Below are 24493 nucleotides of genomic sequence, written 5' to 3'. Positions count from 1 at the left end.
TAGACGGCCACGCTCGCGATCCCGGCGTCCCGGCAGGCCCGGGCCACGCGGACAGCGATTTCGCCACGGTTGGCGATGAGCACCTTGCGCACGATTGAGGCTCCCTCCTTGAAACAAGCCGAGTTTAGGGACTGCCGACACGGCACTTCGACCCGTCCCCAATGGTGAGCTTGCCCACACGGAGCGTGATTCGAGGCTCGCTCGACCCGCGAAAGCCCATGTCGCACCGAGGTACGCAAGGCTTCACCGGGCAACCCTAGTCCTGCCATGTGGTCAAGGTCTCTGTGAGAGCGTGCCGCGCCCCACTCGGTTTCTTTGTTGAGTCCCTACGAATGGCCCAACGATTCTTTGCTCCCGACCGGACCCTTGTCCCGGGGTTTACCCGTTAGTAGCGTTCGCGATGTCTCGAACGTACTTCAGGTAACGGCAGCTCTGGTCGGGCTGTGGTCGAAAGTGGGTGGGACCGGTGGTGCGCAGACCGGTGGCGTGGGTGGTGGCGGTCGTACTCCTGGCCGAGGCGTTCGGCATCGCGGCGCTGAACTGGCTCCTCGGAGTGATGGTGGACCGTCAGAACATGTCCCTGGCCGGTCTCGACCCGGACAAGATGGCACTGTCCTCGAAGGTCGGCGGAGTGCTCTTCGGCCTCTACTTCGCGCTGTGCGCCCTGGTCGCGCTGCTGGTCGCCGTCCGCGACCGCGCCCCGGCCGGCTTCGGCCGCGTCCTGTTGATCAGCGTGGCGGTGGTGCACGGGCTGCTGGGCGCGTTCGCCTGGGGACTGGTGGGCTGGACCGCGTTCCTGTTCATGGTGGTGGTGCTCGCGCTGATCGTGCTGCTCCTGATGACGTACGACCGTCAGGGGGGCCCGGCCCCGGCACCGGCCGGGGGCACGCCCGGCGACGGCGACGGCGGCCCGGGCGGAGACCCCGCCCCGGCTCCGGTTCCGGCGCCGGACCCGGCCCCCGAGCCGCAGGACGACGTGCCCCCTGCCCCGGTCACTCCGCCGGCGCCCACAACTCCGTGATGCCGACGCCCAGTTCCTTCAGCAGCCGCCGCACCAGGGGCAGGCTGATGCCGATCACGTTGCCGTGGTCGCCGTCGATGCCCTCGATGAAGGGTGCCGAGCGGCCGTCCAGGGTGAAGGCGCCGGCGACGTAGAGAGGCTCGCCCGAGGCGACGTACGCGGCGATCTCCTCGTCGGTCGGCTCACCGAAGCGGACCACGGTGGAGGCGGTGGCGGACACGTACCGCTTGGCCGCCGTGTCCCACACACAGTGCCCCGTCTGGAGGATCCCGGCCCGCCCGCGCATCGCCTTCCAGCGGGCGGTGGCCTCCTCGGTGTCCGCGGGCTTGCCCAGCGCCTGCCCGTCCAGCTCCAGCACCGAGTCACAGCCGATCACGAGGGCGCCCTGCACCTCCGGCCGGGCGGCGACCACGGAGGCCTTCGCCTCGGCCAGGGCCAGCGCCAGCTCAGCGGGGGTGGGCGCGGTGACGGCGTCCTCGTCGACCCCGCTCACGATCACCTCTGGCTCCAGCCCGGCCTGCCGGAGCAGACCGAGCCGGGCGGGGGACTGGGAGGCGAGCACGAGTCGCCTGCGCGGCTTGGCAGTCATGCCGTCAGGTTAGCCAAGCGGCCGCGCCGTCCTCACCTCAGCCCGAGCAGGATCATTGCGAGCACCATGGCCAGCGCCATGAGAAGGCCGAGCCGCCGAAGCATGTCCTGCATGTCGCGCAGTTCCTTCGGCGGCTCGTTCTCAGGGTCGGACCACAGCATCTCCCCATGGTCCGGCGGGGTGCCGGAGCGGCGCCTGAGTACGCGTACTCAACTTGGCCGCGAGGATTCCGCTTGTCCGGCTCACCCCGGCCAGTAGGTGCGGCTCCACGCCGCCGGGCCCGGCTTCGGAAGCCGGTGGGCGGCGATGCGGGCCGGGTCGGCCCAGGAGTCCCGGGGCCCCTCCGCGCCGGACGGCGAGTCGGCTGCCGCCGCGGCGCGGACCCGGACCACCGCCAGGGCGGCGGCCAGCTCCTCGGGGGTCGGATTGCCCCGTACGACCTTGATCGTCACAGCGGCTCCTTAGAGGGGGATGTTGCCGTGCTTCTTCGGAGGGAGGGATTCCCGCTTCGTGCGCAGCTGACGCAGGCCTCGCACCACGTGCCCGCGCGTGTCGGACGGCATGATCACCGCGTCGATGTAGCCGCGCTCGGCCGCGACGTACGGGTTGAGCAGGGCGTCCTCGTACTCCTGGATGAGCCGCGCCCGGGTGGCGTCCGCGTCCCCGGCGGCCTCCGCCTCGGCGATGGTGCGGCGGTGCAGGATGTTGACCGCGCCCTGCGCGCCCATCACGGCGATCTGGGCGGTGGGCCAGGCCAGGTTGAGGTCGGCGCCCAGGTGCTTGGACCCCATGACGTCGTACGCCCCGCCGAACGCCTTCCGGGTGATCACCGTGATCAGCGGGACGGTGGCCTCGGCGTAGGCGTAGATCAGCTTGGCGCCGCGCCGGATGATGCCGGTGTGCTCCTGGTCGACGCCCGGCAGGAAGCCCGGCACGTCGACGAAGGTGATGACCGGGACGTTGAACGCGTCGCAGGTCCGCACGAACCGCGCCGCCTTCTCGCTGGCGTCGATGTCGAGGCAGCCCGCGAACTGGAGCGGCTGGTTGGCGACGATGCCCACCGGGTGGCCCTCGACCCGGCCGAAGCCGGTGAGGATGTTCGGCGCGAACAGCGGCTGCGTCTCGAAGAACTCGGCGTCGTCCAGGATGTGCTCGATCACCGTGTGCATGTCGTACGGCTGGTTGGCGCTGTCCGGCACCAGCGCGTCCAGCTCGCGGTCCTCGTCGGTGACGGTGAGGTCCGCCTCCTCCGGGAACACCGGGGCCTCGCTGAGGTTGTTGGACGGCAGGTACGACAGCAGCTGCTTGACGTACTCGATCGCGTCCTTCTCGTCGCCCGCCATGTGGTGGGCCACCCCGGAGGCGGTGTTGTGGGTCCGGGCGCCGCCCAGCTCCTCGAAGCCGACGTCCTCGCCGGTGACGGTCTTGATGACGTCCGGGCCGGTGATGAACATGTGCGAGGTCTGGTCGACCATGACCGTGAAGTCGGTGATGGCGGGCGAGTAGACCGCACCGCCCGCGCACGGGCCCACGACGAGCGAGATCTGCGGGATGACACCGCTGGCGTGGGTGTTGCGCCGGAAGATCTCCCCGTACGCGCCCAGCGAGGCCACGCCTTCCTGGATGCGCGCGCCACCGGAGTCGTTGATCCCGATGACCGGGCACCCGGTCTTCAGGGCGAAGTCCATGACCTTGACGATCTTCTGCCCGTAGACCTCGCCCAGCGCTCCGCCGAAGACGGTGAAGTCCTGCGAGAACACGGCGACGGGACGCCCGTCGACGGTCCCGTACCCGGTCACCACCCCGTCCCCGTAGGGCCGGTTCTTCTCCAGTCCGAAGTTGGTGGACCGGTGCCGGGCGAACTCGTCCAGCTCGACGAAGGAACCCTCGTCGAGCAGTAGTTCGATCCGCTCACGGGCCGTCAGTTTGCCCTTGGCGTGCTGCTTCTCGACGGCGCGTGCGGAGCCGGCGTGCGTCGCTTCCTCGATACGGCGCTGGAGATCCGCGAGTTTGCCCGCGGTCGTGTGGATGTCGATCCCTTGGATCTCTTGACGCTCTTCCGGCTCGGACATCGGGATGCGGCTCCCTGCCTGCTCAAAAGGGGGGACGGTTACTCATCCGTAGCGTAGTGGCGGCCTCATCAATCGGCAGTGCGGTGTTTACCACACCTAGGGTGGCTTGCATGACGCCACGAGATGCAGCAGACGACAGCCGTTGGTCGGATCTGGAGCGCCCGCCCCTGGACGTCGCGGCACTGCGGCGCGCGCTGGTGCGGGAGGGCGGCCTGTGGTCCGAGGTGGAGGTGGTGCGGCGCACCGGGTCCACCAACAGCGACCTGGTGGCACGGGCCGAGGCGGGCAGGGCCGCCGAGGGCGCCGTGCTCGTCGCCGAGGAGCAGACCTCCGGCAAGGGCCGCCTCGACCGCCAGTGGACGGCCCCCGCCCGCTCCGGCCTGTTCTTCTCCGTCCTGCTGCGCCCCACCGAGGTGCCCGTGGCCCGCTGGGGCTGGCTGCCCCTGCTGACCGGGGTCGCGGTGGCCACGGGGCTGTCGCGGGCGGCGGGCGTGGACACGGCACTCAAATGGCCCAACGACCTGCTGGTGACCGTGGACGGCGCGGAACGCAAGGCCGGCGGCATCCTCGCGGAGCGGGCCGGGGACGACGGGGTCGTCATCGGCGTCGGCATCAACGTCTCGCTGCGCGCCGAGGAACTGCCCGTCCCCCAGGCCGGTTCGCTGGCGCTGGCCGGGGCGGTCAGCACGGACCGGGATCCGCTGCTGCGGGCGGTGCTGCGCTCGCTGGCCGACTGGTACGAACGCTGGCGCTCGGCCGGGGGCGACCCGGCGGCCAGCGGGCTCCAGGAGACCTACGCGGCCGGCTGCGCCACCCTCGGCCGGCATGTACGGGCCGAGCTGCCGGGTGACCGGTCGATCGTCGGCGAGGCGGTGGCGGTCGACGGCGACGGGCGGCTGGTGCTGGCGACGGAGGAGGGGGTGCGGGAGCCGGTGGGGGCGGGGGACATCGTGCACCTGCGGCCGGCGTGAGGTGGGCCGGTCACTTCTCGACGCCGGTCCGGATTATCCCAGCCCGTCCGGCGTTTGAGGACGAGGCCGTTCAGGCCGAAGCGGGGGCCTGGGGCGGCAGTCCCCAGCACGGCGCCCACCCCAACGCCCCCCATCCGCCAAACCCAACGGAGTGAGCTGGCGCACACCTACCGTAGAGTGAAGGCCGGTCGATACCTGACCGTGGCAGATCGGAAGGGCAGCAGGCGTGACCGTCGACGACACGGGCTCCGGCGCGGACTCGGACGGCCGGGTGGATCCCCACGCCGCCGACTCCGGCGAGGACAACCCGCTCGCCCTGCGCCTGGAACACCTCATCCTGGGCGCCGAGCGGCGCTACACCCCGTTTCAGGCGGCCCGCAGCGCCGGCGTCTCCATGGAGCTGGCCTCCCGGTTCTGGCGGGCCATGGGTTTCGCCGACATCGGCCAGGCCAAGGCGCTGACGGAGGCCGACGTCCTGGCCCTGCGGCGCCTGGCCGGTCTCGTCGAGGCGGGGCTGCTGAGCGAGGCGATGGCCGTGCAGGTGGCCCGCTCCACCGGGCAGACCACCGCCCGGTTGGCGGAATGGCAGATCGATTCCTTCCTGGAGGGGCTGACCGAGCCGCCCGAGCCGGGCATGACCCGCACCGAGGTGACGTACCCGATCGTCGAGCTGCTCCTGCCCGAACTGGAGGAGTTCCTCGTCTACGTCTGGCGCCGCCAGCTCGCCGCCTCGGCGGGCCGGGTCGTGCAGGCCGCGGACGACGAGGAGATGGTCGACCGCAGGCTCGCCGTCGGCTTCGCGGACCTGGTCGGCTTCACACGGCTGACCCGCCGTATGGAGGAGGAGGAGCTCGGCGAACTGGTCGAGGCGTTCGAGACGACCGCCGCCGACCTGGTGGCCGCGCGCGGCGGCCGGCTCATCAAGACCCTGGGCGACGAGGTCCTGTACGCCGCGGACGACGCGGGCACGGCCGCGGACATCGCGCTGCGGCTGGTCGAGACGATGGCGAACGACGAGACGATGCCCGAGCTGCGGGTCGGTATGGCCTTCGGCACGGTGACCACCCGGATGGGTGATGTCTTCGGTACGACGGTGAACCTCGCCTCACGGCTGACCTCGATAGCCCCGCGCGACTCGGTGCTCGTCGACAGCGCCTTCGCCGAGGAGATCATCCGCACCGGCGAGGCGCCCGCGTCGGAGGCGGAGGCGGCCGAGGCCGCGGCCGCCGCGGAGAAGGAGGGCGAGGAGCCGCCGACGTACCGCTTCGCGCTCCAGCCGATGTGGCAACGCCCGGTCCGCGGCCTCGGCGTCGTCGAACCGTGGCTACTGGCCCGCCGGGACAGCGACGCCTAGTCCAGACCTCGACCCTCCGGCCCCCGCCTCGGCCCCGGGCTGCCACCCCCTACCCCAGCACCCGGTTCAGGCACAGCCCGATGACCGGTACGCACACGCCACCCGGTTGGCTCGCTGTCGGTGCCGGAGTGCCGGTGCTTCGGCTTGGTGTCGGTGTGGGGTCGGAAGGTGTCGCCGACGGCCTTGGTGTGGTCCCGGGGGGTGGGTCGTCCGCCAGTGTGGGGATGGTGGTCGGGACGGAAGCCGGGGCGTTCAGGGGAAGTGTCGTCGGGACGGCGGTGGCGGAGCCGGGGAGCGTCGTGGGCGACGGAGTGCCGGTCGGGGTCGGGCTCCCGCTCACCCCGCCCATGGGGGAGGTCGCCGACGGTGGGGCCGTGGGGGCGGCGCCGACGGAGGCGGCCGTGTTCGCGGACCGGTCCGTGCCGCCGGCGTCGAGCCGGGGTTCGGCCTCGGCGGTGCCGGGGGCGCCGACCCTGGAGTCGGGCGCCATCCGCACGAGGCTCAGGGCGCCGGCGGCCAGGGCCAGGCCACCGGCGGCGAGCAGGGCTTTGCGGGGGCGGGGCTTGCGGTGCCGGCCGCGCCGGACGAACGGTGCGGTGTGCGGAGCCGAGCTCGTACTCGTGTGCGTTCCCGTGTCTGTCATCGCGTCCCCTCCCCGCCGCGCGCCCCCGATGCGCCGCGCAGCGCACGCTATGCGCTCCCGTGGGCGGGCGGGCCGGGTCGGGCGGGATGTCACTCGAACGGGGCAGCGGGGCCGCTCTTCCCCGGCCGGGTTCCGACTGCGATGATCGGGGCGTCAGGAAGTTAACCCGCGTTAACCGGAGGGGTGTCATGAGCGAGGAGCGGTTCGGGGAGTTCGTGCTGGTGCGGCGGCACGGGCACGTCGCGGAGCTCGTGCTGGACCGGCCCAAGGCCATGAACGCCGTCTCGACCGACATGGCCCGCTCCGTCGCGGGCGCCTGCGCCGCGCTCGCCGCCGACCCGGACGCGCGCGTGGTCGTACTGACGTCGTCGCACGAGCGGGCGTTCTGCGTCGGGGCCGATCTGAAGGAGCGCAACTCCTTCAGCGACGCCGACCTGCTGCGGCAGCGGCCGGTGACCCGGGGCGCCTACACCGGCGTGCTGGAGCTGCCGATGCCCACCGTCGCCGCCCTGCACGGCTTCGCGCTGGGCGGCGGCTTCGAGCTGGCGCTGGCCTGCGATCTGATCGTGGCCGACCGCACGGCCGTGGTCGGGCTGCCCGAGGTGTCCGTGGGCGTGATCCCGGGCGGCGGCGGTACGCAGCTGCTGCCCCGGCGGGTCGGGGCGGCGCGGGCGGCGGAGCTGATCTTCACCGCGCGGCGGCTGGAGGCGGCCGAGGCGCACGAGCTGGGGCTGGTGGACCAGCTGGTGGAGGAGGGGCGGGACCGGGACGAGGCCCTGGCGCTGGCCGCCCGGATCGCCGGGAACTCGCCGGTCGGGCTGCGGGCGGCGAAGCGGGCGCTGCGGCTGGGGCAGGGGCTGGATCTGCGGGCCGGACTGGAGGTGGAGGACGCGGCCTGGCGGGCGGTGGCGTTCTCGGGGGACCGGGCGGAAGGGGTGGCGGCGTTCAACGAGAAGCGCAAGCCCCAGTGGCCGGGGGAGTGACGGGGGCGGTTCCCGTGAAACGTCCCTAACCTGGAGTGATGGGTGAGGACGAGCGTCTCGCCGCCGTGGTCGCGCTGGCGCAGGGCATGGCGGCGGCGCACACGCCCCGCGAGTCCTGGCGGGCCGCGGCGCTCGGCGCGTGCCGGGCGCTGGACGGGGGCTTCGCCGCGCTGTCCGTGTGGGAGCGGGAGCACGGGCGGCTGCGGGTCCTGGTGAACGCGGGGGAGCGGGCCCCGGACGAGGAGGAGTTCCCGGACCACGAGACCTATCCGGTGCACCAGTTCGCCGAGATCACCGAGTTCCTGCACGAGCGGTGGGCGGGCGGCCAGGGGCCAAGCGCCTGGGTCGAGACCTCCGAGGGGCCCGCCGCCGGACGCCCCGGCTACTTCCACCAGCGGGTCGCCGCCCTGCGCCGCCGCGGGCGCGGGTGCTGTGTGGTGGCGCCGGTGGTGCTGCACGGCAGGGCCTGGGGCGAGCTGTACGTCGCCCGCGCGGCCGGTGCGCCCGTCTTCGACCGGGGCGACGCGGACTTCGCGACCGTGCTGGCGGCGGTCGTCGCCGCCGGGCTCGCGCAGACCGAACGGCTCCAGGAGGCCCGCCGGCTGGCGTTCACCGACCCGCTGACCGGGCTGGCCAACCGCCGTGCCGTGGACGTACGCCTGGAGGAGGCCGTCGAGCGGCACCGGCGGGAGGGTGTGGTGGTCAGCCTGGCCGTGTGTGACCTCAACGGGCTCAAGCGGGTCAACGACACCCAGGGGCACGCCGTGGGCGACCGGCTCCTCGAGCGCTTCGGTTCCGTGCTGTCGCTGTGCGGGGCGATGCTGCCGGGGACCCTCGCGGCACGTCTGGGCGGGGACGAGTTCTGTCTGCTGGCGGTGGGGCCGCCGGCCGACGACGTGGTCAAGGCGGCGGACCAACTCTGCCGCCGGGCCGCGGAGTTGGAGCTGGGCGAGGGCGTGGCCTGCGGGGTCGCGTCTACTTCGGACCCCATCGGCGAGGTACGTTCGGCCCGCCGCCTGTTCCGGCTGGCCGACGCGGCGCAGTACCGTGCGAAGGCGCTCCGTGCGGAGCGGCCCGTGGTGGCCGGGCGGCAGGGGCCCGACGACCCGGTGATCCGTCTGGCCGACGAGCCACCCCCCGAGCAGGCCGAACGCCGCCGCTTCCGCGGCCGCCGGCCTTGACCGGTGCGTGGACCGGCGCGTGGGTTGTTCCGGTTCGGTGACGCGCGGCAGTACCGTGCGAAGGCGCTGCGTGCGGAGCGGCCCGTGGTGGCCGGGTGGCAGGGGCCCGACGACCCGGTGATCCGGCTGGCCGACGAGCCACCCCCCTAGCAGGCCGAACGCCGCCGCTTCCGCGGCCGCCGGCCGTGATCCGACGGTCGTCCGCGCGGTAAGGGGCTGACCCGTCCCGCACTAGTGACATCCCCGCATTCAATGCGTACGCTCCTGAATATGGATATGCACACTGTGGTGGTGGGGACGACGGGTGTCACCGCGTCCGACGTTCTCGCCGTGGCGCGCGGCGGCGCCCGCATCGAGCTGGCGGAGGAGGCGGTGACGGCCCTCGCGGCGGCCCGCGAGATCGTGGACGCCCTGGCGGCCAAGCCGGAGCCGGTCTACGGCGTGAGCACCGGCTTCGGCGCGCTGGCGACCCGGCACATCAGCCAGGACCTGCGCAGCCGGCTACAGCGCAACATCGTCCGCTCGCACGCCGCCGGCATGGGCCCCAGGGTGGAGCGGGAGGTCGTACGGGCCCTGATGTTCCTGCGGCTCAAGACCGTCTGCTCCGGGCACACGGGCGTGCGGCCCGAGGTCGCGCAGACCATGGCCGACGTGCTGAACGCCGGCATCACCCCGGTCGTGCACGAGTACGGCTCCCTCGGCTGCTCCGGCGACCTCGCCCCGCTGTCCCACTGCGCCCTGACCCTGATGGGCGAGGGCGACGCCGAAGGCCCCGACGGGACCGTCCGCCCCGCCGGCGAACTGCTCGCCGAGCACGGGATCCAGCCCGTCGAACTGCGCGAGAAGGAAGGCCTCGCCCTCCTCAACGGCACCGACGGCATGCTCGGCATGCTGCTCATGGCCCTCGCCGACCTCGACCTGCTCTACAAGTCCGCCGACGTCACCGCCGCCCTCAGCCTGGAGGCACTGCTCGGCACGGACAAGGTGCTCGCCCCCGAACTGCACGCCATCCGCCCCCACCCCGGCCAGGGCGCATCCGCCGCCAACATGCTGGCCGTGCTCAAGGGCTCCCAGCTCACCGGCCACCACCAGGACGACGCCCCCCGAGTCCAGGACGCCTACTCCGTGCGCTGCGCCCCGCAGGTCGCCGGCGCCGGACGCGACACCCTCGCGCACGCCCGCCTGGTCGCCGAGCGCGAGCTGGCCTCGGCCGTGGACAACCCGGTCGTGCTGCCCGACGGCCGCGTCGAATCCAACGGCAACTTCCACGGCGCCCCGGTCGCCTACGTCCTGGACTTCCTCGCCATCGCCGCCGCCGACCTCGGCTCCATCGCCGAGCGCCGCACCGACCGGCTGCTGGACAAGAACCGCAGCCACGGCCTCCCGCCGTTCCTCGCGGACGACGCCGGCGTGGACTCCGGGCTGATGATCGCCCAGTACACGCAGGCCGCCCTGGTCAGCGAGATGAAGCGGCTCGCCGTGCCGGCCTCCGCCGACTCCATCCCGTCCTCCGCCATGCAGGAGGACCACGTGTCGATGGGCTGGTCGGCCGCGCGCAAGCTGCGCACCGCCGTCGACAACCTGACCCGGATCATCGCCGTCGAGCTGTACGCCGCCACGCGTGCCATAGAGCTGCGCGAGGGACTCGCCCCGGCGCCCGCCTCCCAGGCGGCCATCGACGCCGTACGGGCCGCGGGTGTCCAGGGCCCCGGCCCGGACCGGTTCCTCGCGCCCGACCTGGCCGCCGCCGACGCGTTCGTGCGGAGCGGGGAGCTCGTCGCCGCCGTCGAGACGGTCACCGGACCGCTCCAGTAGAACCGCCGGGGCAGAAGCAGTAGAAGTAGTAGAAGAGGGGCCCTGTCCACGGACAGGGCCCCTCTCACATCCCGTACGTCACTTCAGCTTGCCCGCCTGGGCCTTGATCACCGCGGCCGACACCGTGTAGGCCTTCTTGGACATACCCGCACCGATGTTGATGGTGCTGTACGTCGCGACGGTGTTCCCGTGCCGCACGACCTCGCCGTGCAGCGGAACGGCCCCGTCCGGCGTGTCGTTGGTCGCGGTGAAGGCCAGCGACTCGTCACCCGTGCCCGAGGACTTCTCCTCGCCGACCTTGGTGAACTTCCCCTTCTCGCCGTCCTGCTCGCCGGAGAAGCCGCCCGCGCACGCCTTCACCGCGTCGGAGACCGTCCGCACGGCCTTCTCGGCACCGTCGCCGTCGTACGAGGCCAGGGTGACCACGGTGACGTCCGTGTCCAGGGACTTGTTGATGGCGTCCTCGAACTTGCCGTCGGCCAGGTCGTCCAGGGACGTGGCGTCGTCCGTGGGGTCCTTCTTGTCCTCCGTGGCCATACGGCTGGTGTTCGTCGCGGCGTCGCCCGGCGCGATGCCGGTCAGGACCTGGAGCAGCGGGTCGCACTTGGCGTCGTCCGCCTTGACCTTGCTCTTGGCGGGGATGCCCCCCTTGACGGCGCCGACCTTGAAGCCGGGCACCTCGCCCTTGGCGATGACCAGCTTCTGCAACTCCGCGGCGCTCAGCGCCTTCGCGTCCGACGACGAGGCGTTGGAACCGTTGGAACCCTTGGCGTTCCCGGAGCCCTTGGACCCCTCATCGGAGCACCCCGTGACAAGGGCGAACGACAGCACGCTCACTGTGGCAGCGGCGCACAGACGCACGCCCGATGATCTCTTCATGAGCGGACTATGAAACGAAAGTCAAAGAAACGTCAAGCTCGTTAAAACCCCAGGCGTTCGCGACGTACCGAATACACCACGAAACCGGCGCCCACGGCGAGGCAGAAGGTGCCGCCGATGACGTACGGCGTGGTGTCGGGGCTTCCCGTGTCGGCGAGCTCGGTGCCGTCCGTCGCGGCCGAGGTGGTCTCGGTGGTCGCCTCGGACACCGCCCTGGCCTGCTGGGTGAGCTGCGTCGCCGAGGTCTCCGCTCTCGCCGGGGCGTCCTGCGACGCGTTGGCGGACGGGACGAACCACAGGGCGCCCAGGAGGGTGCCCGCGGCGGTGGCGGTCAGCAGCGGGCGGCGAACGGATGACACGGAATATCGATCCCCCTTGTGGCGCTGGCGAATTGGCCGTGTGGGGGCGATGTTAGTGAAAATCGCGGGTCACGGGAAAGTCACGGGAGATTTCCGCCGTACTCTCCCCGCATGAGCACTCCAGAGACATCACGTTTTGTACGGCTTCGGGTGGAAGTGGTGCTCGAAGTCGAGGACGACGAAGCGGTCACCGAGGCCGCGTTGGGCCGGCTCGCCGCGGATCCGGAACTGCCGGACGAGGAGCGCGCCCATGCCCGGGCGGCTGTGACGGAAGACACCGCGGAGGCCCTGGCCTATCTCGTCGATCCGTTCGACCTGGTCGGCGAGGTGCCCGGAGTGGAGCTCCAGCAGGCCTCCTGGTCCACCGAACGGATCGACTACGACCCCGATTCGCCGGATTGGGAGCTCGACGAGGATGATGACGAGGAGGACGACGAAGACGACGCGGACGAACGCGGCGGCATCGGCTGAGCGTCGGGGGGGAACGCGTGACCCCGGACGGCAACCGCCGGCCGGGGTCGTGTCGTCTCAGGGGGCGCACGGCCGACTCCCGTACCGCCCGCCTCGGGGAACGTGGCGTGGCCCACACCTGTCAGGGATGTGGAACGGGGCACACCGGTCGTAGCGTTGAAGGTTCTCAACGGGGGACTCGGGGTTTTTGGGGATTCAGCAACCATGGAGAAGCGTGTGATGACGGACAGTAAGCGGCGCAAGGGCCTGATGGCCGCGTCCGCACTGCTCGGCGGTGTACTGGTGCTCTCGGCCTGTTCCGGCGGCGACGACAAGTCCTCCGGCAGCGGCGGCGGCGACAGCTCGCAGGCCCAGGCCGACGAGGCGGCGGCCAAGAAGTCCTCCGAGGCCCAGATCACGATCACACCCAAGGACGGCTCGGACAACGCGTCCATCAACAACTCCGCCGCCGTCAAGGTGGCCAAGGGCACGCTCACCGGCGTCACCATGACGACCGCCGACGGCAAGGCCGTCTCGGGCCAGCTGGCCGCCGACAAGAAGAGCTGGAAGCCCAGCGTCCAGCTGGAGCGTTCCACCAGCTACAAGGTCGCCGCGGAGGCGAAGGACTCCAAGGGCCGTGTCGCGCACGAGAACGCCTCGTTCACCACGGTCTCCCCGGCCAACAGCTTCATAGCCAACTTCACACCGGAGGACGGCTCCACGGTCGGCGTCGGCATGCCCGTGTCGATCAACTTCGACAAGGCGATCACCAACAAGGCCGCCGTCCAGAAGGCCATCACGGTCAGCTCCAGCGGCGGCCAGGAGGTCGCCTGCCACTGGTTCAGCGCCAACCGCATGGACTGCCGTCCGCAGGACTACTGGAAGGAGAACTCCACCGTCACGCTGAAGCTCGCGCTCGACGGTGTCGAGGGCGCCTCCGGTGTCACCGGCGTGCAGCAGAAGACGGTCACCTTCCACATCGGCCGCAACCAGGTCTCCTACGTCGACGCGAAGACCAAGCAGATGAAGGTCACGCAGGACGGCAAGACCGTCAAGACCATCCCGATCTCCGCCGGCTCGCCCGACAACAAGACGTACGAGGGCGTCATGGTGATGTCGGAGAAGTTCAAGCAGACGCGCATGAACGGTGCGACCGTGGGCTTCACGGACGACGACGGCAAGGGCGAGTACGACATCAAGGACGTGCCGCACGCCATCCGCCTCACCAGCTCCGGCACCTTCCTGCACGGCAACTACTGGGGTGCGAAGTCCATCTTCGGCAGCGTCAACACCAGCCACGGCTGCGTGGGCCTGTCGGACACCAAGGGTGCCAACGACCCGAACACACCGGCCGCGTGGATGTACAACCACTCGATCCTCGGTGACGTGGTCGTCGTGAAGAACACCGGTGACAAGACCGTCGCCCCCGACAACGGCCTCAACGGCTGGAACATGAACTGGGCGCAGTGGAAGGCCGGCTCCGCCGTCTGACGCCTCCCCGCCCCCCTCTCCACACGTGACCGGTGCCGCCTCCAGGGGCGGCACCGGCATTTCCGGGGTCCTTCTGGGGTCCTTCTGGGGACTTTCCGGGGCCGGCCACAGCCTTCTCATGCATCTCTTATTTCGGCCTTATCGAGTCATCACGGTCCGTACCTAGCTTGCGGCCATGTTCTTCACCTACCTGAGGCGCGAACTGCGCCGCCGCAGAAAGGCGGCCCTCGTCGTCGCCTCCGGACTCGCGCTGGGCATCGCGCTGGTCATCGTGGTCAACTCCGTGTCCAACGGCATGGGGAAGGCACAGGACAAGGTCCTCCAGTCGCTCTACGGCCTGGGTACGGACATGACGGTCACCAAGGCGGCGTCGGCGTCCACCGGCACCGCACAGCGGCCGCGCTTCCAGTTCGACGCGCAGAACAAGGACGACGCCAAGTCGCAGAGCAGCGACCGGGTCATGGTGCAGGGCTTCACCACCCTGGCCTCGTCGACGGTCGGCAAGGTCGGCGGCCAGAAGGGCGTCTCCTCCGCCGTCGGCGGGCTGAGCCTGAACGTGGTGAAGGTCAGCGGACAGTTCACCCGCGGCCAGTTCCAGCAGAACCAGAACTCCGGCGGCAGCCGGCAGGGCGGCCCCGGCCAGGGCGGCGGCACCGGCCAGCCGCAGGGTGAAGTGCGGGGCGGCGGCGCCGACTTCGACATCAACCAGTACTCGGTCTACGGCACCGACGTCACCAAGACCGCGCTCGGCCCGCTGACCTCCTCGAAGATCACCAGCGGCCGCACCTTCAGGACGACCGAGACCGACGCCAAGGTGGCCGTCGCCGACTCGGCCTACGCCAAGACGAAGAAGTACAAGGTCGGTTCCACCGTCACCATCAAGTCCGTCAAGTACAAGGTGATCGGCATCGCCACCGCCAGCAGCGGCGACTCGGCGGCCAACCTGTACATCCCGCTCAAGCAGGCGCAGACCCTGGCGGGCGAGAAGAACAAGGTCACCACGATCTACGTCAAGGCGACCGACTCCCAGCAGATCGACTCCGTCAAGAGCACCATCCAGAAGAACGTCTCCGGTACGACCGTCACGACCTCGGCCGACCTCGCCAAGACCGTCTCCGGATCGCTGTCCACCGCCTCCAGCCTCGCCACCAACGTCGGCAAGTGGCTGTCCATCGCGGTGCTGGTGGCCGCGTTCCTGGTCGCCGGTCTGCTCACCTCCTCGGCGGTGTCCCGGCGGGTGCGGGAGTTCGGCACGCTCAAGGCGCTGGGCTGGAAGTCGGGCCGGGTGACCCGGCAGGTCATCGGCGAGGCCATGGTCAACGGCCTGGTCGGCGGCGCCCTCGGTATCGCGCTCGGTCTGGCGGGCGCGTACGTCGTCACCGCCATCAGCCCGTCGCTCCAGGCGCAGCTCGGCGGCACCGGTGGCGGTGGCGGCACGGGCGGTCCGGGCGGCGGCCCCGGCGGCGGGGGCGGCTTCGGCGGCCCCGGGCGGCAGGCGGCCAAGACCCTCGAGGTCGCGCTCACCGCGCCGGTCAGCGTCACGACCATCGTCCTAGCCGTCGGGCTCGCGGTGGCCGGCGGCCTGATCGCGGGTGCGTTCGGCGGCTGGCGGGCGTCACGTCTGCGCCCGGCGGACGCGCTGCGGCGCGTCGAGTAGCCGTCCGCGCACCCCCCTTCTCCCAGTTCTCCCCCAGGAGTTGCACCCACCATGTACGAACTCAGAGGCGTCACCAAGCGTTACACCCGGGGCAAGGACACCGTCCACGCCCTGGACGGCGTCGACCTGACCATCGGCGACGGCGACCGGCTGGTCATCCAGGGCCCCACCGGCGGCGGCAAGTCCACCCTGCTCCAGATGCTCGGCGCTCTGGACCGGCCCAGCTCCGGCGAAGTCGTCCTCGACGGCACCGACCTGGCCAAGCTGTCCGAGGCCCGGCTGACGAGGGTCCGCAGCGAGAACATCGGCTTCGTCTTCCAGTCCTTCAACCTCATCCCGACGCTCACCGCACAGGAGAACGTCGAGACCGCCCTCGTACCGCTCGGCGTGAAGGCGAAGGAGCGGCGCGAACGGGCCGCCGAGGCGCTGAGGTCGGTCGGGCTCGGCGAACGGCTCGGGCACCTGCCGTCCGAGATGTCGGGCGGTCAGCAGCAGCGCGTCGCCATCGCCCGCGCGCTGGTGAAGCAGCCGAAGGTGCTGCTCGCCGACGAGCCCACCGGCAACCTCGACGAAGGCATGCGCGACGAGATCATGGACGTGCTCGAACGCCTGTGGATGGAACACGGGTTGACGTTCATCATGGTCACCCACGACTCCGCCATCGCGAAGAAGGCCCCGCGGCTGGCGACCATCCGCAAGGGTAAGATCACTGTGAAGGAGAACGCCGGCACCGCCTGAGTGCCGTGCTTATAACACCGATCTCCGGCGCGCGACTTCCCGATTCTGTAACGGTGTTCCCCCCGGCGCGTAACAGTTGACGGTAGCGCTTTCTCACACCTCTCTCATGTATTGAGGCGTCTGATCACCCCCCGGCATACTGCGTGTTCCGGGGGGTTGACGCTCATGCGTACGAGACTGCCCCCGGCCGGGTGAACGGGGAATTCGCCCGGTACTCCGTCTCCAGGGGGAGTCTTGCGCAGACAAGTGAAAAGAGCGGCTGCGGCCACCGTTGCCACCGCCGCCGCAGTCGCCCTCGCCGCGGGCATGACCAGCCCGGCGTCGGCGAAGCCCGAGCAGCGGTCGTCCACCGCTGCCGCATCGCTCACTTCCAAGCACCGCATCACCCTGATCACCGGCGACCGGATCGCCGTCGACGCCAAGGGCCGGGTCGTCGGCCTGGAGCGGGCCAAGGGACGCGAGCACATCCCGTTCCAGATCCGCAAGGCCGACGGCCACACCCTCGTCATCCCCGCCGACGCGGCCCACCTGGTCGCCTCCGGCAGGCTGGACCAGCGGCTGTTCGACATCACCGAGCTCAACAAGGCCGCCACCCGCAAGTCCCAGAAGCACGGCCTGAAGGTCATCGTCGGCTACCAGGGCGCCGCCACGGCCGCCAAGTCCGACGTCCGCGACGCGGGCACCCTCCGCCACAGCCTCAAGTCGCTGAACGCGGACGCCGTGCAGACCCCGGCCAAGGAAACGCCCGAGCTGTGGAACGCGGTCACCAACGGCGACAGGACCGCCTCCGGTATCGCGCACGTCTGGCTCGACGGCGTCCGCAAGGCCAGCGACGACAAGTCCGGCCCGCAGATCGGCGCCCCGACCGCGTGGGCGGCCGGCTACACCGGCAAGGGCGTCAAGATCGCCGTCCTGGACACGGGTGTGGACACCACCCACCCGGACCTCAAGGACCAGGTGATCGAGTCCAAGAACTTCTCGACCGCCGCCGACGCCAAGGACCACTTCGGCCACGGCACGCACGTCGCCTCCATCGCGGCGGGCACCGGCGCCAAGTCGAACGGCAAGTACAAGGGCGTCGCCCCCGACGCGAAGATCCTCAACGGCAAGGTCCTGGACGACACCGGCTCCGGTGACGACTCCGGCATCCTCGCCGGCATGGAGTGGGCGGCCCAGCAGGGCGCGAGCGTCGTCAACCTCAGCCTGGGCGGCTACGACACGCCCGAGGTCGACCCGCTCGAGGCCGAGGTCAACAAGCTCTCCACCGAGAAGGGCATCCTGTTCGCGATCGCCGCGGGCAACAGCGGCCCCGAGTCCATCGGTTCGCCGGGCAGCGCGGACGACGCGCTCACCGTCGGCGCCGTCGACAAGTCGGACAAGCTGGCGGACTTCTCCTCCACCGGCCCGCGCGTCGGCGACGGCGCCATCAAGCCGGACGTCACCGCGCCCGGCGTGGACATCACCGCCGCCGCGGCCCCGGGCAGCGTCATCGACACGGACCCCGAGGTCCCGCACCCGGCGCCCGGCTACCTGACCATCTCCGGCACCTCGATGGCCACCCCGCACGTCGCGGGTGCCGCCGCCATCCTGAAGCAGGAGCACCCCGACTGGGGCTACGCCGAGCTCAAGGCCGCCCTGGCCGGCTCCGCGAAGGGCGGTAACTACACCCCGTTCCAGCAGGGTTCGGGCCGCATCGCGGTCGACAAGGCCATCAAGCAGACCGTGATCGCCGACCCGGTGTCGGTGAGCTTCGGCGTCCAGCAGTGGCCGCACACCGACGACACCCCGGTCACCAAGCAGGTCACCTACCGCAACCTCGGCACCAAGGACGTCACGCTCAACCTGGCCGCCACCGGCACCGACCCCAAGGGCCACGCGGCTCCGGCGGGCTTCTTCAAGCTCGGCGCCACCAAGGTCACGGTCCCCGCGGGCGGCAAGGCCACCGTCGGCCTGACCGCCAACACCAAGCTGGGCGGCACCCTCGACGGCGCGTACTCCGCGTACGTGACCGCGACCGGGGACGGCCAGACCGTGCGCACGGCCGCCGCGGTGCAGCGGGAGGTGGAGTCGTACACCGTCACCTTCAAGCACACCGGCCGTGACGGGAAGCCGACCGGCGCCTACGACACCGAACTGTTCGGCTACACCGGCATCGGCAAGGACCACTCCTACGCGGCGCAGCCCGCCGACTCCGGCACCACGACCCTGCGTCTGCCCAAGGGCACGTACCTGCTGGACTCCGAGATCGCCAAGAGCCTCACCAGCTGGGAGGGCGGCCTCGACTGGCTGGTGCAGCCCAAGCTGAGCGTCACCAAGGACCTCACGGTGAACCTGGACGCCCGCACCGCCAAGCCGGCCGACATCACCGTGCCGGACGCGGGGGCCAAGCCGTTCACCGCGTCGATCGACTACATGTACGACCCGGCGGGCGTCGGCATCGGTATCGAGGTGGGCAGCGGCTTCGCCGATCTGCGCATGGCGCACCTCGGCCCGGAGGTGGCGAACGGTCTGACCCAGACCTGGAGCGGCCAGTGGACCAAGGGCGACAACGCCGAGTACGACGTGGCCACCAGCGCGAAGGCCAAGAAGATCCAGGGCGACAAGGTCCGCCACTTCAAGACCGGTGAGCTGGCCACGGTGAAGAACACCGTGGGCGCCTCCGCCCCCAACAAGACCGGCGCGGTCGCCGCCTGGGGCAGCGTGGGCGACGACTTCGTCGCCGGCGAGAGCGTGGAGCAGAAGCTGCCCGGCACGCGCACGGCGTATGTCTCGACCGTCGACGGCGCGCAGTGGGGCTTCGACGTCAGCCAGTACTCCGGGCACGACGCCAACGGCTTCCCGATCGCGGACGCCTTCTACACGCTGGGCAACCCGCAGACCTTCAAGGCGGGGACGACCTACAAGAAGACGTTCAACACCGCGGTCTTCGGCCCGCACCTCAACTCCGAGTACGGCCTGTTCCGTGAGGGCAACCAGATCTACGGCGTCGTGCCGCTGTTCGCCGACAGCAACAAGCACGCCGGTTCCTCGGACTTCACCGCGGTGACCACCACCCTGTACCGCAACGGCACCAAGGTGGGCTCCAACGACGACCCGCTGTTCGGCGGAGGGCTCTTCAACGTTCCCGCCGGTGACGCCGAGTACAAGCTGACCACCTCGGTCAAGCGGACCGTCAAGGTCGCGGCCGCCTCCACCCGGATCGACGCGAGCTGGACCTTCCACTCCAAGAAGCCGGCCGGCGGTTTCGCCCAGCTCCCCGCCTCCACCGCCCACTTCGGCGCCAAGACCGGCCTCGACAGCCGCGTCGAGGCAGGCAAGACGGTCACCTTCCCGGTCACCGTCGAGGGCGCCGCCGCGGGCCGCAACCTGAAGTCCCTCGCGGTGTACGTGTCGTACGACTACGGCCAGACCTGGAAGAAGATCGAGGTCAGGAACGGCAAGATCACCGTGAAGAACCCGGCGAAGGGGAAGGCCATCTCCTTCCACGCCAAGATCGCCGACAAGAAGGGCAACAAGTCGACGATCTCGATCTACAACGCGTACTACGGCAAGTGATCCGTAGGTAGCGCGAGGGGCGTGCCGGAGTTCTCCAGCACGCCCCTCATCGTGTGCGAGGCCGGGCACCGCCCGATCAGCCGGAGGCTCTCGCGCGGGTCGCGTCCGCCCCCCAGCTGGCCAGCAGGCGCAGCGCCTCCGCCGACGGGGAGCCCGGCTCGGCGTGGTAGACGACCATGCTCTGGTCCGCGTCGTCCGCCAGCTTGAACGACTCGAAGTTCAGGGACAGCGCGCCGACCAGCGGATGCTGAAGCCGCTTGAGGCCGTGGCTCTTCTCCTTGACGTCGTGCGTCGCCCACAGCCGCCGGAATTCCTCGCTCTTCACGGAGAGCTCACCGACCAGCGCGGACAGCCGGGGATCGTCCGGATAGCAGCCGGCGTCCATGCGCAGCGCGCAGACGATGTCGATCGCCTTCTGCTCCCAGTCGACGAACAGATCCTGGTACTCCGGCTTCAGGAACACCATCCGCGCCCAGTTCCGCTCCGCCGCCGGCAGCTCCGCCCAGTCCCCGAAGACCGCCGCGGCCATCCGGTTCCACGCCAGGACCTCGGAACGCCGCCCCACGACGTACGCGGGCACCGCGTCCATCGTGTCCAGCAGCTGCCCGATCGCCGTCCGCACCTGCTGTGGCCTGGCCGACGGCTTCTTCTTGTGCTGCTTGCCCTTGGCGAGGTGGGTGAGGTGCGCCTGCTCGGCGTCCGTCAGCCGGAGCGCCCGCGCGATGGAGTCCAGCACCTCCGCCGACACGTTCTGCCCGTTGCCCTGCTCCAGACGCGTGTAGTACGCCACCGACACCCCGGCCAGCTGCGCCAGCTCCTCGCGCCGCAGCCCGGGCACCCGCCGGTGCCGCCCGAAGTCGGGCAGCCCCACGTCCTCCGGCTTCAGCCGGGCCCGCCGGGTGCGCAGGAACTCACTCAGTTCGGCACGCCGGTCGAGGGACGGGCCGGAGGGCTGGGGCTGTGCTTCCATACGCCCCAGTATTCATCGTCGTACGTTCACGAGCCTGACCCCGCCAGTGGTAGGCACGGCAGTCGTACGACGAGGCGTGATCTGGGTGGCGCAGGCGTCGTGGGGCAGGCTGGGGGCCATGACCACTGTTGCTGCATACGCCGCCCCCGCCGCGAAGGCCCCGCTCGAGCGGACCACCATCGAACGGCGGGAGACCGGCGAGAACGACGTACTGATCGACATCAAGTTCGCGGGCATCTGCCACTCCGACATCCACCAGGCCCGGGAGGGCTGGGGCAAGGCGACCTTCCCGATGGTCCCCGGCCACGAGATCGCGGGCATCGTCTCCGAGGTCGGCCCCGGTGTCACGAAGTTCGCCGTCGGCGACCGCGTCGGCGTCGGCTGCATGGTCGACTCCTGCCGTGAGTGCGACAACTGCAAGGCGGGCCTCCAGCAGTACTGCGTCAAGGCTCCCACCTGGACGTACAACGACCACGACAAGGACGGCGAGCCCACCTACGGCGGCTACTCGGAGAAGATCGTCGTCGACGAGAACTACGTCGTCCGCATCCCCGACAGCCTCCCCCTGGACGTGGCCGCGCCCCTGCTGTGCGCCGGTATCACGACCTACTCCCCGCTCAAGCACTGGAACACCGGCCCCGGCAAGAAGGTCGCCGTCGTCGGCCTCGGCGGGCTCGGCCACATGGGCGTCAAGATCGCGCACGCGCTCGGCGCGGAGGTCACCGTCCTCTCGCAGTCCCTGCGCAAGAAGGACGACGGTGTGCGGCTGGGCGCCGACCACTACCACGCCACCAGCGACCCGGCGACGTTCGAGCAGCTCAAGGGCACCTTCGACCTGATCCTCAACACGGTCTCCGCCCCGGTGGACTTCGCCGCCTTCCTGTCCCTGCTGCGCACGGACGGCGCGATGGTCAACGTGGGCCTGCCCGAGGAACCGGTCCAGATCACCCTCCAGTCGATCTTCGGCAACCGCCGCAGCCTCAGCAGCTCCGGCATCGGCGGCATCCAGGAGACCCAGGAGATGCTGGACTTCTGCGCCGAGCACGGCCTGGGCTCCGAGATCGAGCTGATCCGCGCGGACCAGATCAACGAGGCGTACGAGCGAGTGCTGGCCAGCGACGTCCGCTACCGGTTCGTGATCGACACGTCGACGATCTGAGCCGGGGAGTGTCGACGATCCGAGCAGGGACGATCCGAGCAGGGACGATCCGAGCAGGGACGATGCGAGCGGGGGAGTTCAGAGGCGGCTGTACTTCTCGATGTCCTCGGTGAACTCCTCGATCGCCCGCGCGGTGAGCGTCGGCCGGGTGTCGGCGATGGCGGTCATGTAGTCCTCGGTGGTGGCCGGCCGGCCCTCGCGGTGGGTGACTTCGCGTTCGAACGCCGCCTGCGCGCCCTTGCGGGCGGCGAACTCGATGTCGGCCGGGGTGAACAGCTCAGTCGCCTCGACCAGCCGGGCGAGGTCCACGGAGTCGGTGGCGGCGCGGAGATAGCGGGCCCAGATCGCCGTGCGGGCCGTCGGGTCCGGGGGCCCGATGGGCAGGACGTAGTCGAACCGGCCCGGCCGCAGGAAGGCCGCGTCGAGCGAGCGGACCGAGTTGGTGGCGCAGACCAGCAGCCGTGCGTCCGGCTCGCGGAAGACGGGGATGAGCTTGAGCAACTCATTGGTCACCCCGTGCCCGGGGTCGACCGCCTTCCCGGACCGGGCGCCGGCGATCTCCTCGACCTCGTCGATGAAGAGCAGCACCGAGTCCAGTTCCGCCAGATCCGCGAACACCTCCCGCAGCGCCGCCGCCAGACCCTCGTTCGTGTCGGCCGCCAGCCGGGACGGGAAGAGCTCCACGAACGGCCAGCCGAGCCGTGAGGCGACCGCCTTGGCGAAACTGGTCTTCCCGGTGCCGGGCGGCCCGAACAGGATGACCGCCTTGGGTGGCAGGACGCCGTAGCGGTCGGCCAGCGCCGGCTCCGTCAGCGGGAGCACCACACGGCGCTCGACGACCCGCTTCTCCCGTTCCATGCCGGCCATGGCGGCCCACAGCCCCTCGGGCAGCATGCGGCCGCCCAGCGCGGCGAGGACGTCGGCGTCGGCCGCGCCGGGCGGTTCGAACTTCTCGAAGTAGGTCAGAGTGTCGCGGCACCGGAAACCGGAGTTCTCCAGAGCCTTCGTCCCGGCGGCGCCCGCGGGCAGCAGTGCGCTGATGTGGCGCACGCCCAGCGCCCGCAGGCGTCGCTCCAGCTCGGTGAGGAGGGCACTGCCGATCCCGCGCTCACGCCAGCGGGAGGCGAGCGCGACCTGGAGGACCCACCCCCGTTTGCCGTGCGCCTCGGCCACCGCCATGCCGACCAGTTCCTCACCGACCGCCGCGACCACCGCGGGCTGACCGGCCTTGGCCGCCGCCATCACCTCGGACACCGGGAACACGGGGTGTTCGTCGGCCTGGCGGCTCTGGTCCCAGATCTGGATGGCCTGGTCGAGATCGTCGTCGTGGTAGTCACGCAGACGCCATGCGGGCATCGCCACCACCTCGCCAAGCTCGGGAGTCCCATTGTCTCCCGCGGGAGCGCCGGGTGCCGGGGCCGGAGTCGGCAGGCTGTGTGGGGGCGCGAAGGACGCAGACGTTACTGCCATCAAGCCCGCAGACCCTTGAGCCCGTCGTAGGCGGCCATCACCAGTTCCAGTCCCCGGTTGTCGTCCGTGGGTTCGCGCATCTGGTCGGTCACGTACGCCACCGCCATGCGTTCCCCGGGATCGATCATGACGAGCGAGCCGCCCCAGCCGCCCCACCCGAAGGTGTTGCCGAACAGTCCGTAGCCCAGCCCGTAACGGACCCGCATGCCCAGGAGGCGGTCCTCGCCACTGAACTGCTCCTCCCTCGCACGGTCACAGCCCGCCTGCGACAGCAGCCGCACCCCGCCCACCGCGCCGCCGCAGGCCAGCACCGACTGCACGAGGGCGACCGAGCGGGCGTTGCCGAAACCGCTGGCCGCAGGGATCTGCGCGCGGCGCCAGGCCACGCTGTTACCGTCCCGGACCCGTACGGTGGTGCCGGCGGCGGGCGACGCGCCGCTGCCGGGCGCGCTCGCGGCATAGTCCTCGTCCCGGGACGGCGGCGGGACGATGAGCGCCACCCGGTGGTCGTGCTCGGCGCGCAGCCCGATGTGGAAGTCGGCGCCCAGCGGTCCGGCCACCTCCTCCGCGAAGAACTCGCCCAGGCTCCGGCCGGTGATCCGGCGTACGACCTCGCCCACGAGGAACCCCTGGGTGAGCGAGTGGTAGCCGGCCGCGCTCCCCGGTTCCCACAGCGGAGCCTGCGCGGCCAGACGTGCCGTGGCGGACGGCCAGTCGTAGAGGTCCTCGATCGGCCCGTCCCAGTGGGGCAGGCCCGCGGTGTGCGCGAGCAGGTGCCGCACCAGCACGTTCTCCTTGCCCGCCGTGGCGAACTCGGGCCAGTACCGGCCGACCGGTGCGGCCGGATCGAGCTCGCCACGGTCGGCCAGGACCAGCGCGCACAGTGCCGTCATCGTCTTGGTGACGGAGAAGACATTGGTGATCGTGTCCCGCTGCCACGGGATCGCCCGGTCCGCGTCGGCGAACCCGCCCCAGACGTCCACCACCGGCTCGCCGTCCACGAAGACCGCGACCGAGGCGCCGACGTCCCCCTCGTCCAGCAGTCCGGCCAGCGCACTCGGCACCGCGGTGAACAGATCATCGTATGAGCCCTGAATGTCGGCCATGCACCGCATTAGCGCCCATCGGCCCGCCAG

At 70.9% G+C, this 24493-nt stretch carries 23 protein-coding genes; 12 read left to right on the top strand and 11 right to left on the bottom strand.

Annotated features, from left to right (window positions below):
• Positions 1-92 (bottom strand): biotin carboxylase N-terminal domain-containing protein (locus ACFY01_RS42585; RefSeq protein WP_308427085.1); only part of this gene is annotated, 92 nt, incomplete at its 3' end.
• A gap of 374 nt (positions 93-466) precedes the next feature.
• On the opposite strand from ACFY01_RS42585, the gene ACFY01_RS42580 reads away from it, so the two are divergent.
• On the top strand, positions 467-1021 hold the full coding sequence (locus tag ACFY01_RS42580; protein WP_390741138.1) for a hypothetical protein: 555 nt from the start codon (positions 467-469) through the stop codon (positions 1019-1021).
• Here the strand turns inward: ACFY01_RS42580 and ACFY01_RS42575 are convergent.
• From ACFY01_RS42575 to ACFY01_RS42560, 4 genes are all read right to left on the bottom strand, one after another.
• Positions 993-1610: a Maf family protein gene (locus tag ACFY01_RS42575; RefSeq protein ID WP_390741137.1), complete on the bottom strand. Its 618-nt coding sequence runs from the start codon at positions 1608-1610 to the stop codon at positions 993-995. The two genes, ACFY01_RS42580 and ACFY01_RS42575, sit on opposite strands and share 29 nt — an antisense overlap.
• Before the next feature lie 32 nt (positions 1611-1642).
• Positions 1643-1771: a morphogenic membrane protein MmpB gene (gene mmpB, locus ACFY01_RS42570; RefSeq protein WP_390741136.1), complete on the bottom strand. Its 129-nt coding sequence runs from the start codon at positions 1769-1771 to the stop codon at positions 1643-1645.
• An 81-nt stretch (positions 1772-1852) separates the two neighbouring features.
• On the bottom strand, positions 1853-2062 hold the full coding sequence (locus ACFY01_RS42565) for an acyl-CoA carboxylase epsilon subunit (RefSeq protein ID WP_361447418.1): 210 nt from the start codon (positions 2060-2062) through the stop codon (positions 1853-1855).
• A 9-nt stretch (positions 2063-2071) separates the two neighbouring features.
• A complete protein-coding gene (locus tag ACFY01_RS42560) occupies positions 2072-3682 on the bottom strand; it encodes an acyl-CoA carboxylase subunit beta (protein ID WP_390741135.1) in 1611 nt (536 codons plus the stop codon).
• A gap of 110 nt (positions 3683-3792) precedes the next feature.
• Here ACFY01_RS42560 and ACFY01_RS42555 point away from each other — a divergent pair, with 110 nt between their 5' ends.
• Together ACFY01_RS42555 and ACFY01_RS42550 are read left to right on the top strand one after the other, a co-directional pair.
• Positions 3793-4653 carry a biotin--[acetyl-CoA-carboxylase] ligase gene (locus tag ACFY01_RS42555; protein ID WP_390741134.1) on the top strand — a complete coding sequence of 287 codons (861 nt, stop codon included), beginning with the start codon at positions 3793-3795 and terminating at the stop codon, positions 4651-4653.
• Between the two features lie 226 nt (positions 4654-4879).
• On the top strand, positions 4880-6007 hold the full coding sequence (locus ACFY01_RS42550; protein ID WP_361813059.1) for an adenylate/guanylate cyclase domain-containing protein: 1128 nt from the start codon (positions 4880-4882) through the stop codon (positions 6005-6007).
• Positions 6008-6056: 49 nt separating this feature from the next.
• Here ACFY01_RS42550 and ACFY01_RS42545 read toward each other — a convergent pair whose 3' ends face one another.
• A complete protein-coding gene (locus ACFY01_RS42545; protein ID WP_390741133.1) occupies positions 6057-6650 on the bottom strand; it encodes a hypothetical protein in 594 nt (197 codons plus the stop codon).
• Positions 6651-6838: 188 nt separating this feature from the next.
• Here ACFY01_RS42545 and ACFY01_RS42540 point away from each other — a divergent pair, with 188 nt between their 5' ends.
• The 3 genes from ACFY01_RS42540 to hutH all read left to right on the top strand — a co-directional run bounded on the left by ACFY01_RS42540 (position 6839) and on the right by hutH (position 10629).
• Entirely contained in the window at positions 6839-7633 is a 795-nt protein-coding gene (locus ACFY01_RS42540) for an enoyl-CoA hydratase/isomerase family protein (protein ID WP_390741132.1), read from the top strand.
• A 38-nt stretch (positions 7634-7671) separates the two neighbouring features.
• Entirely contained in the window at positions 7672-8814 is a 1143-nt protein-coding gene (locus ACFY01_RS42535; RefSeq protein WP_390741131.1) for a diguanylate cyclase domain-containing protein, read from the top strand.
• Positions 8815-9090: 276 nt separating this feature from the next.
• Positions 9091-10629, top strand: coding sequence for a histidine ammonia-lyase (gene hutH, locus ACFY01_RS42530; RefSeq protein ID WP_390741142.1), 1539 nt, complete (start codon positions 9091-9093; stop codon positions 10627-10629).
• A 78-nt stretch (positions 10630-10707) separates the two neighbouring features.
• Here hutH and ACFY01_RS42525 read toward each other — a convergent pair whose 3' ends face one another.
• Together ACFY01_RS42525 and ACFY01_RS42520 are read right to left on the bottom strand one after the other, a co-directional pair.
• Positions 10708-11508 (bottom strand): hypothetical protein, encoded by an 801-nt coding sequence (locus ACFY01_RS42525; protein WP_390741130.1) that lies wholly within the window; start codon positions 11506-11508, stop codon positions 10708-10710.
• Between the two features lie 41 nt (positions 11509-11549).
• Complete coding sequence (locus tag ACFY01_RS42520) at positions 11550-11867, bottom strand: hypothetical protein (RefSeq protein WP_390741129.1); 318 nt, start codon at positions 11865-11867, stop codon at positions 11550-11552.
• A gap of 111 nt (positions 11868-11978) precedes the next feature.
• On the opposite strand from ACFY01_RS42520, the gene ACFY01_RS42515 reads away from it, so the two are divergent.
• The 5 genes from ACFY01_RS42515 to ACFY01_RS42495 all read left to right on the top strand — a co-directional run bounded on the left by ACFY01_RS42515 (position 11979) and on the right by ACFY01_RS42495 (position 19758).
• Positions 11979-12338: a hypothetical protein gene (locus ACFY01_RS42515; RefSeq protein ID WP_390741128.1), complete on the top strand. Its 360-nt coding sequence runs from the start codon at positions 11979-11981 to the stop codon at positions 12336-12338.
• Between the two features lie 219 nt (positions 12339-12557).
• Positions 12558-13808, top strand: a complete 1251-nt coding sequence (locus tag ACFY01_RS42510) for an Ig-like domain-containing protein (RefSeq protein WP_390741127.1) — start codon at positions 12558-12560, stop codon at positions 13806-13808.
• A gap of 175 nt (positions 13809-13983) precedes the next feature.
• Positions 13984-15465: an ABC transporter permease gene (locus tag ACFY01_RS42505; RefSeq protein WP_390741126.1), complete on the top strand. Its 1482-nt coding sequence runs from the start codon at positions 13984-13986 to the stop codon at positions 15463-15465.
• 51 nt (positions 15466-15516) lie between these two features.
• Positions 15517-16203 carry an ABC transporter ATP-binding protein gene (locus ACFY01_RS42500; protein ID WP_390741125.1) on the top strand — a complete coding sequence of 229 codons (687 nt, stop codon included), beginning with the start codon at positions 15517-15519 and terminating at the stop codon, positions 16201-16203.
• Between the two features lie 246 nt (positions 16204-16449).
• A complete protein-coding gene (locus ACFY01_RS42495) occupies positions 16450-19758 on the top strand; it encodes a S8 family serine peptidase (protein WP_390741124.1) in 3309 nt (1102 codons plus the stop codon).
• 76 nt (positions 19759-19834) lie between these two features.
• Here the strand turns inward: ACFY01_RS42495 and ACFY01_RS42490 are convergent, their stop codons facing one another.
• Entirely contained in the window at positions 19835-20728 is an 894-nt protein-coding gene (locus ACFY01_RS42490; protein WP_390741123.1) for a helix-turn-helix transcriptional regulator, read from the bottom strand.
• Between the two features lie 118 nt (positions 20729-20846).
• Here ACFY01_RS42490 and ACFY01_RS42485 point away from each other — a divergent pair, with 118 nt between their 5' ends.
• Entirely contained in the window at positions 20847-21887 is a 1041-nt protein-coding gene (locus tag ACFY01_RS42485; RefSeq protein ID WP_390741122.1) for an NAD(P)-dependent alcohol dehydrogenase, read from the top strand.
• Positions 21888-21965: 78 nt separating this feature from the next.
• Here ACFY01_RS42485 and ACFY01_RS42480 read toward each other — a convergent pair whose 3' ends face one another.
• Together ACFY01_RS42480 and ACFY01_RS42475 are read right to left on the bottom strand one after the other, a co-directional pair.
• A complete protein-coding gene (locus ACFY01_RS42480; protein ID WP_390741121.1) occupies positions 21966-23243 on the bottom strand; it encodes an ATP-binding protein in 1278 nt (425 codons plus the stop codon).
• 113 nt (positions 23244-23356) lie between these two features.
• Positions 23357-24463, bottom strand: coding sequence for a serine hydrolase domain-containing protein (locus tag ACFY01_RS42475; protein WP_390741120.1), 1107 nt, complete (start codon positions 24461-24463; stop codon positions 23357-23359).
• Between the last annotated feature and the right edge of the window lie 30 nt (positions 24464-24493).

The organism is Streptomyces sp. NPDC001480, assembly GCF_042894725.1.
Classification (GTDB): Bacteria; Actinomycetota; Actinomycetes; order Streptomycetales; family Streptomycetaceae; genus Streptomyces.
This window is presented reverse-complemented; position numbering and strand designations above follow the sequence as displayed.

Bases quoted from the DNA above. Each gene is read 5' to 3' on its own strand.
- ACFY01_RS42575 (WP_390741137.1), bottom strand. From the start codon at position 1,610: ATGACTGCCAAGCCGCGCAGGCGACTCGTGCTCGCCTCCCAGTCCCCC.
- mmpB (WP_390741136.1), bottom strand. From the start codon at position 1,771: ATGCTGTGGTCCGACCCTGAGAACGAGCCGCCGAAGGAACTGCGCGAC.
- ACFY01_RS42560 (WP_390741135.1), bottom strand. From the start codon at position 3,682: ATGTCCGAGCCGGAAGAGCGTCAAGAGATCCAAGGGATCGACATCCAC.
- ACFY01_RS42555 (WP_390741134.1), top strand. From the start codon at position 3,793: ATGACGCCACGAGATGCAGCAGACGACAGCCGTTGGTCGGATCTGGAG.
- ACFY01_RS42545 (WP_390741133.1), bottom strand. From the start codon at position 6,650: ATGACAGACACGGGAACGCACACGAGTACGAGCTCGGCTCCGCACACC.
- ACFY01_RS42540 (WP_390741132.1), top strand. From the start codon at position 6,839: ATGAGCGAGGAGCGGTTCGGGGAGTTCGTGCTGGTGCGGCGGCACGGG.
- ACFY01_RS42535 (WP_390741131.1), top strand. From the start codon at position 7,672: ATGGGTGAGGACGAGCGTCTCGCCGCCGTGGTCGCGCTGGCGCAGGGC.
- hutH (WP_390741142.1), top strand. From the start codon at position 9,091: ATGCACACTGTGGTGGTGGGGACGACGGGTGTCACCGCGTCCGACGTT.
- ACFY01_RS42525 (WP_390741130.1), bottom strand. From the start codon at position 11,508: ATGAAGAGATCATCGGGCGTGCGTCTGTGCGCCGCTGCCACAGTGAGC.
- ACFY01_RS42515 (WP_390741128.1), top strand. From the start codon at position 11,979: ATGAGCACTCCAGAGACATCACGTTTTGTACGGCTTCGGGTGGAAGTG.
- ACFY01_RS42510 (WP_390741127.1), top strand. From the start codon at position 12,558: ATGACGGACAGTAAGCGGCGCAAGGGCCTGATGGCCGCGTCCGCACTG.
- ACFY01_RS42505 (WP_390741126.1), top strand. From the start codon at position 13,984: ATGTTCTTCACCTACCTGAGGCGCGAACTGCGCCGCCGCAGAAAGGCG.
- ACFY01_RS42500 (WP_390741125.1), top strand. From the start codon at position 15,517: ATGTACGAACTCAGAGGCGTCACCAAGCGTTACACCCGGGGCAAGGAC.
- ACFY01_RS42490 (WP_390741123.1), bottom strand. From the start codon at position 20,728: ATGGAAGCACAGCCCCAGCCCTCCGGCCCGTCCCTCGACCGGCGTGCC.
- ACFY01_RS42485 (WP_390741122.1), top strand. From the start codon at position 20,847: ATGACCACTGTTGCTGCATACGCCGCCCCCGCCGCGAAGGCCCCGCTC.
- ACFY01_RS42480 (WP_390741121.1), bottom strand. From the start codon at position 23,243: ATGCCCGCATGGCGTCTGCGTGACTACCACGACGACGATCTCGACCAG.
- ACFY01_RS42475 (WP_390741120.1), bottom strand. From the start codon at position 24,463: ATGGCCGACATTCAGGGCTCATACGATGATCTGTTCACCGCGGTGCCG.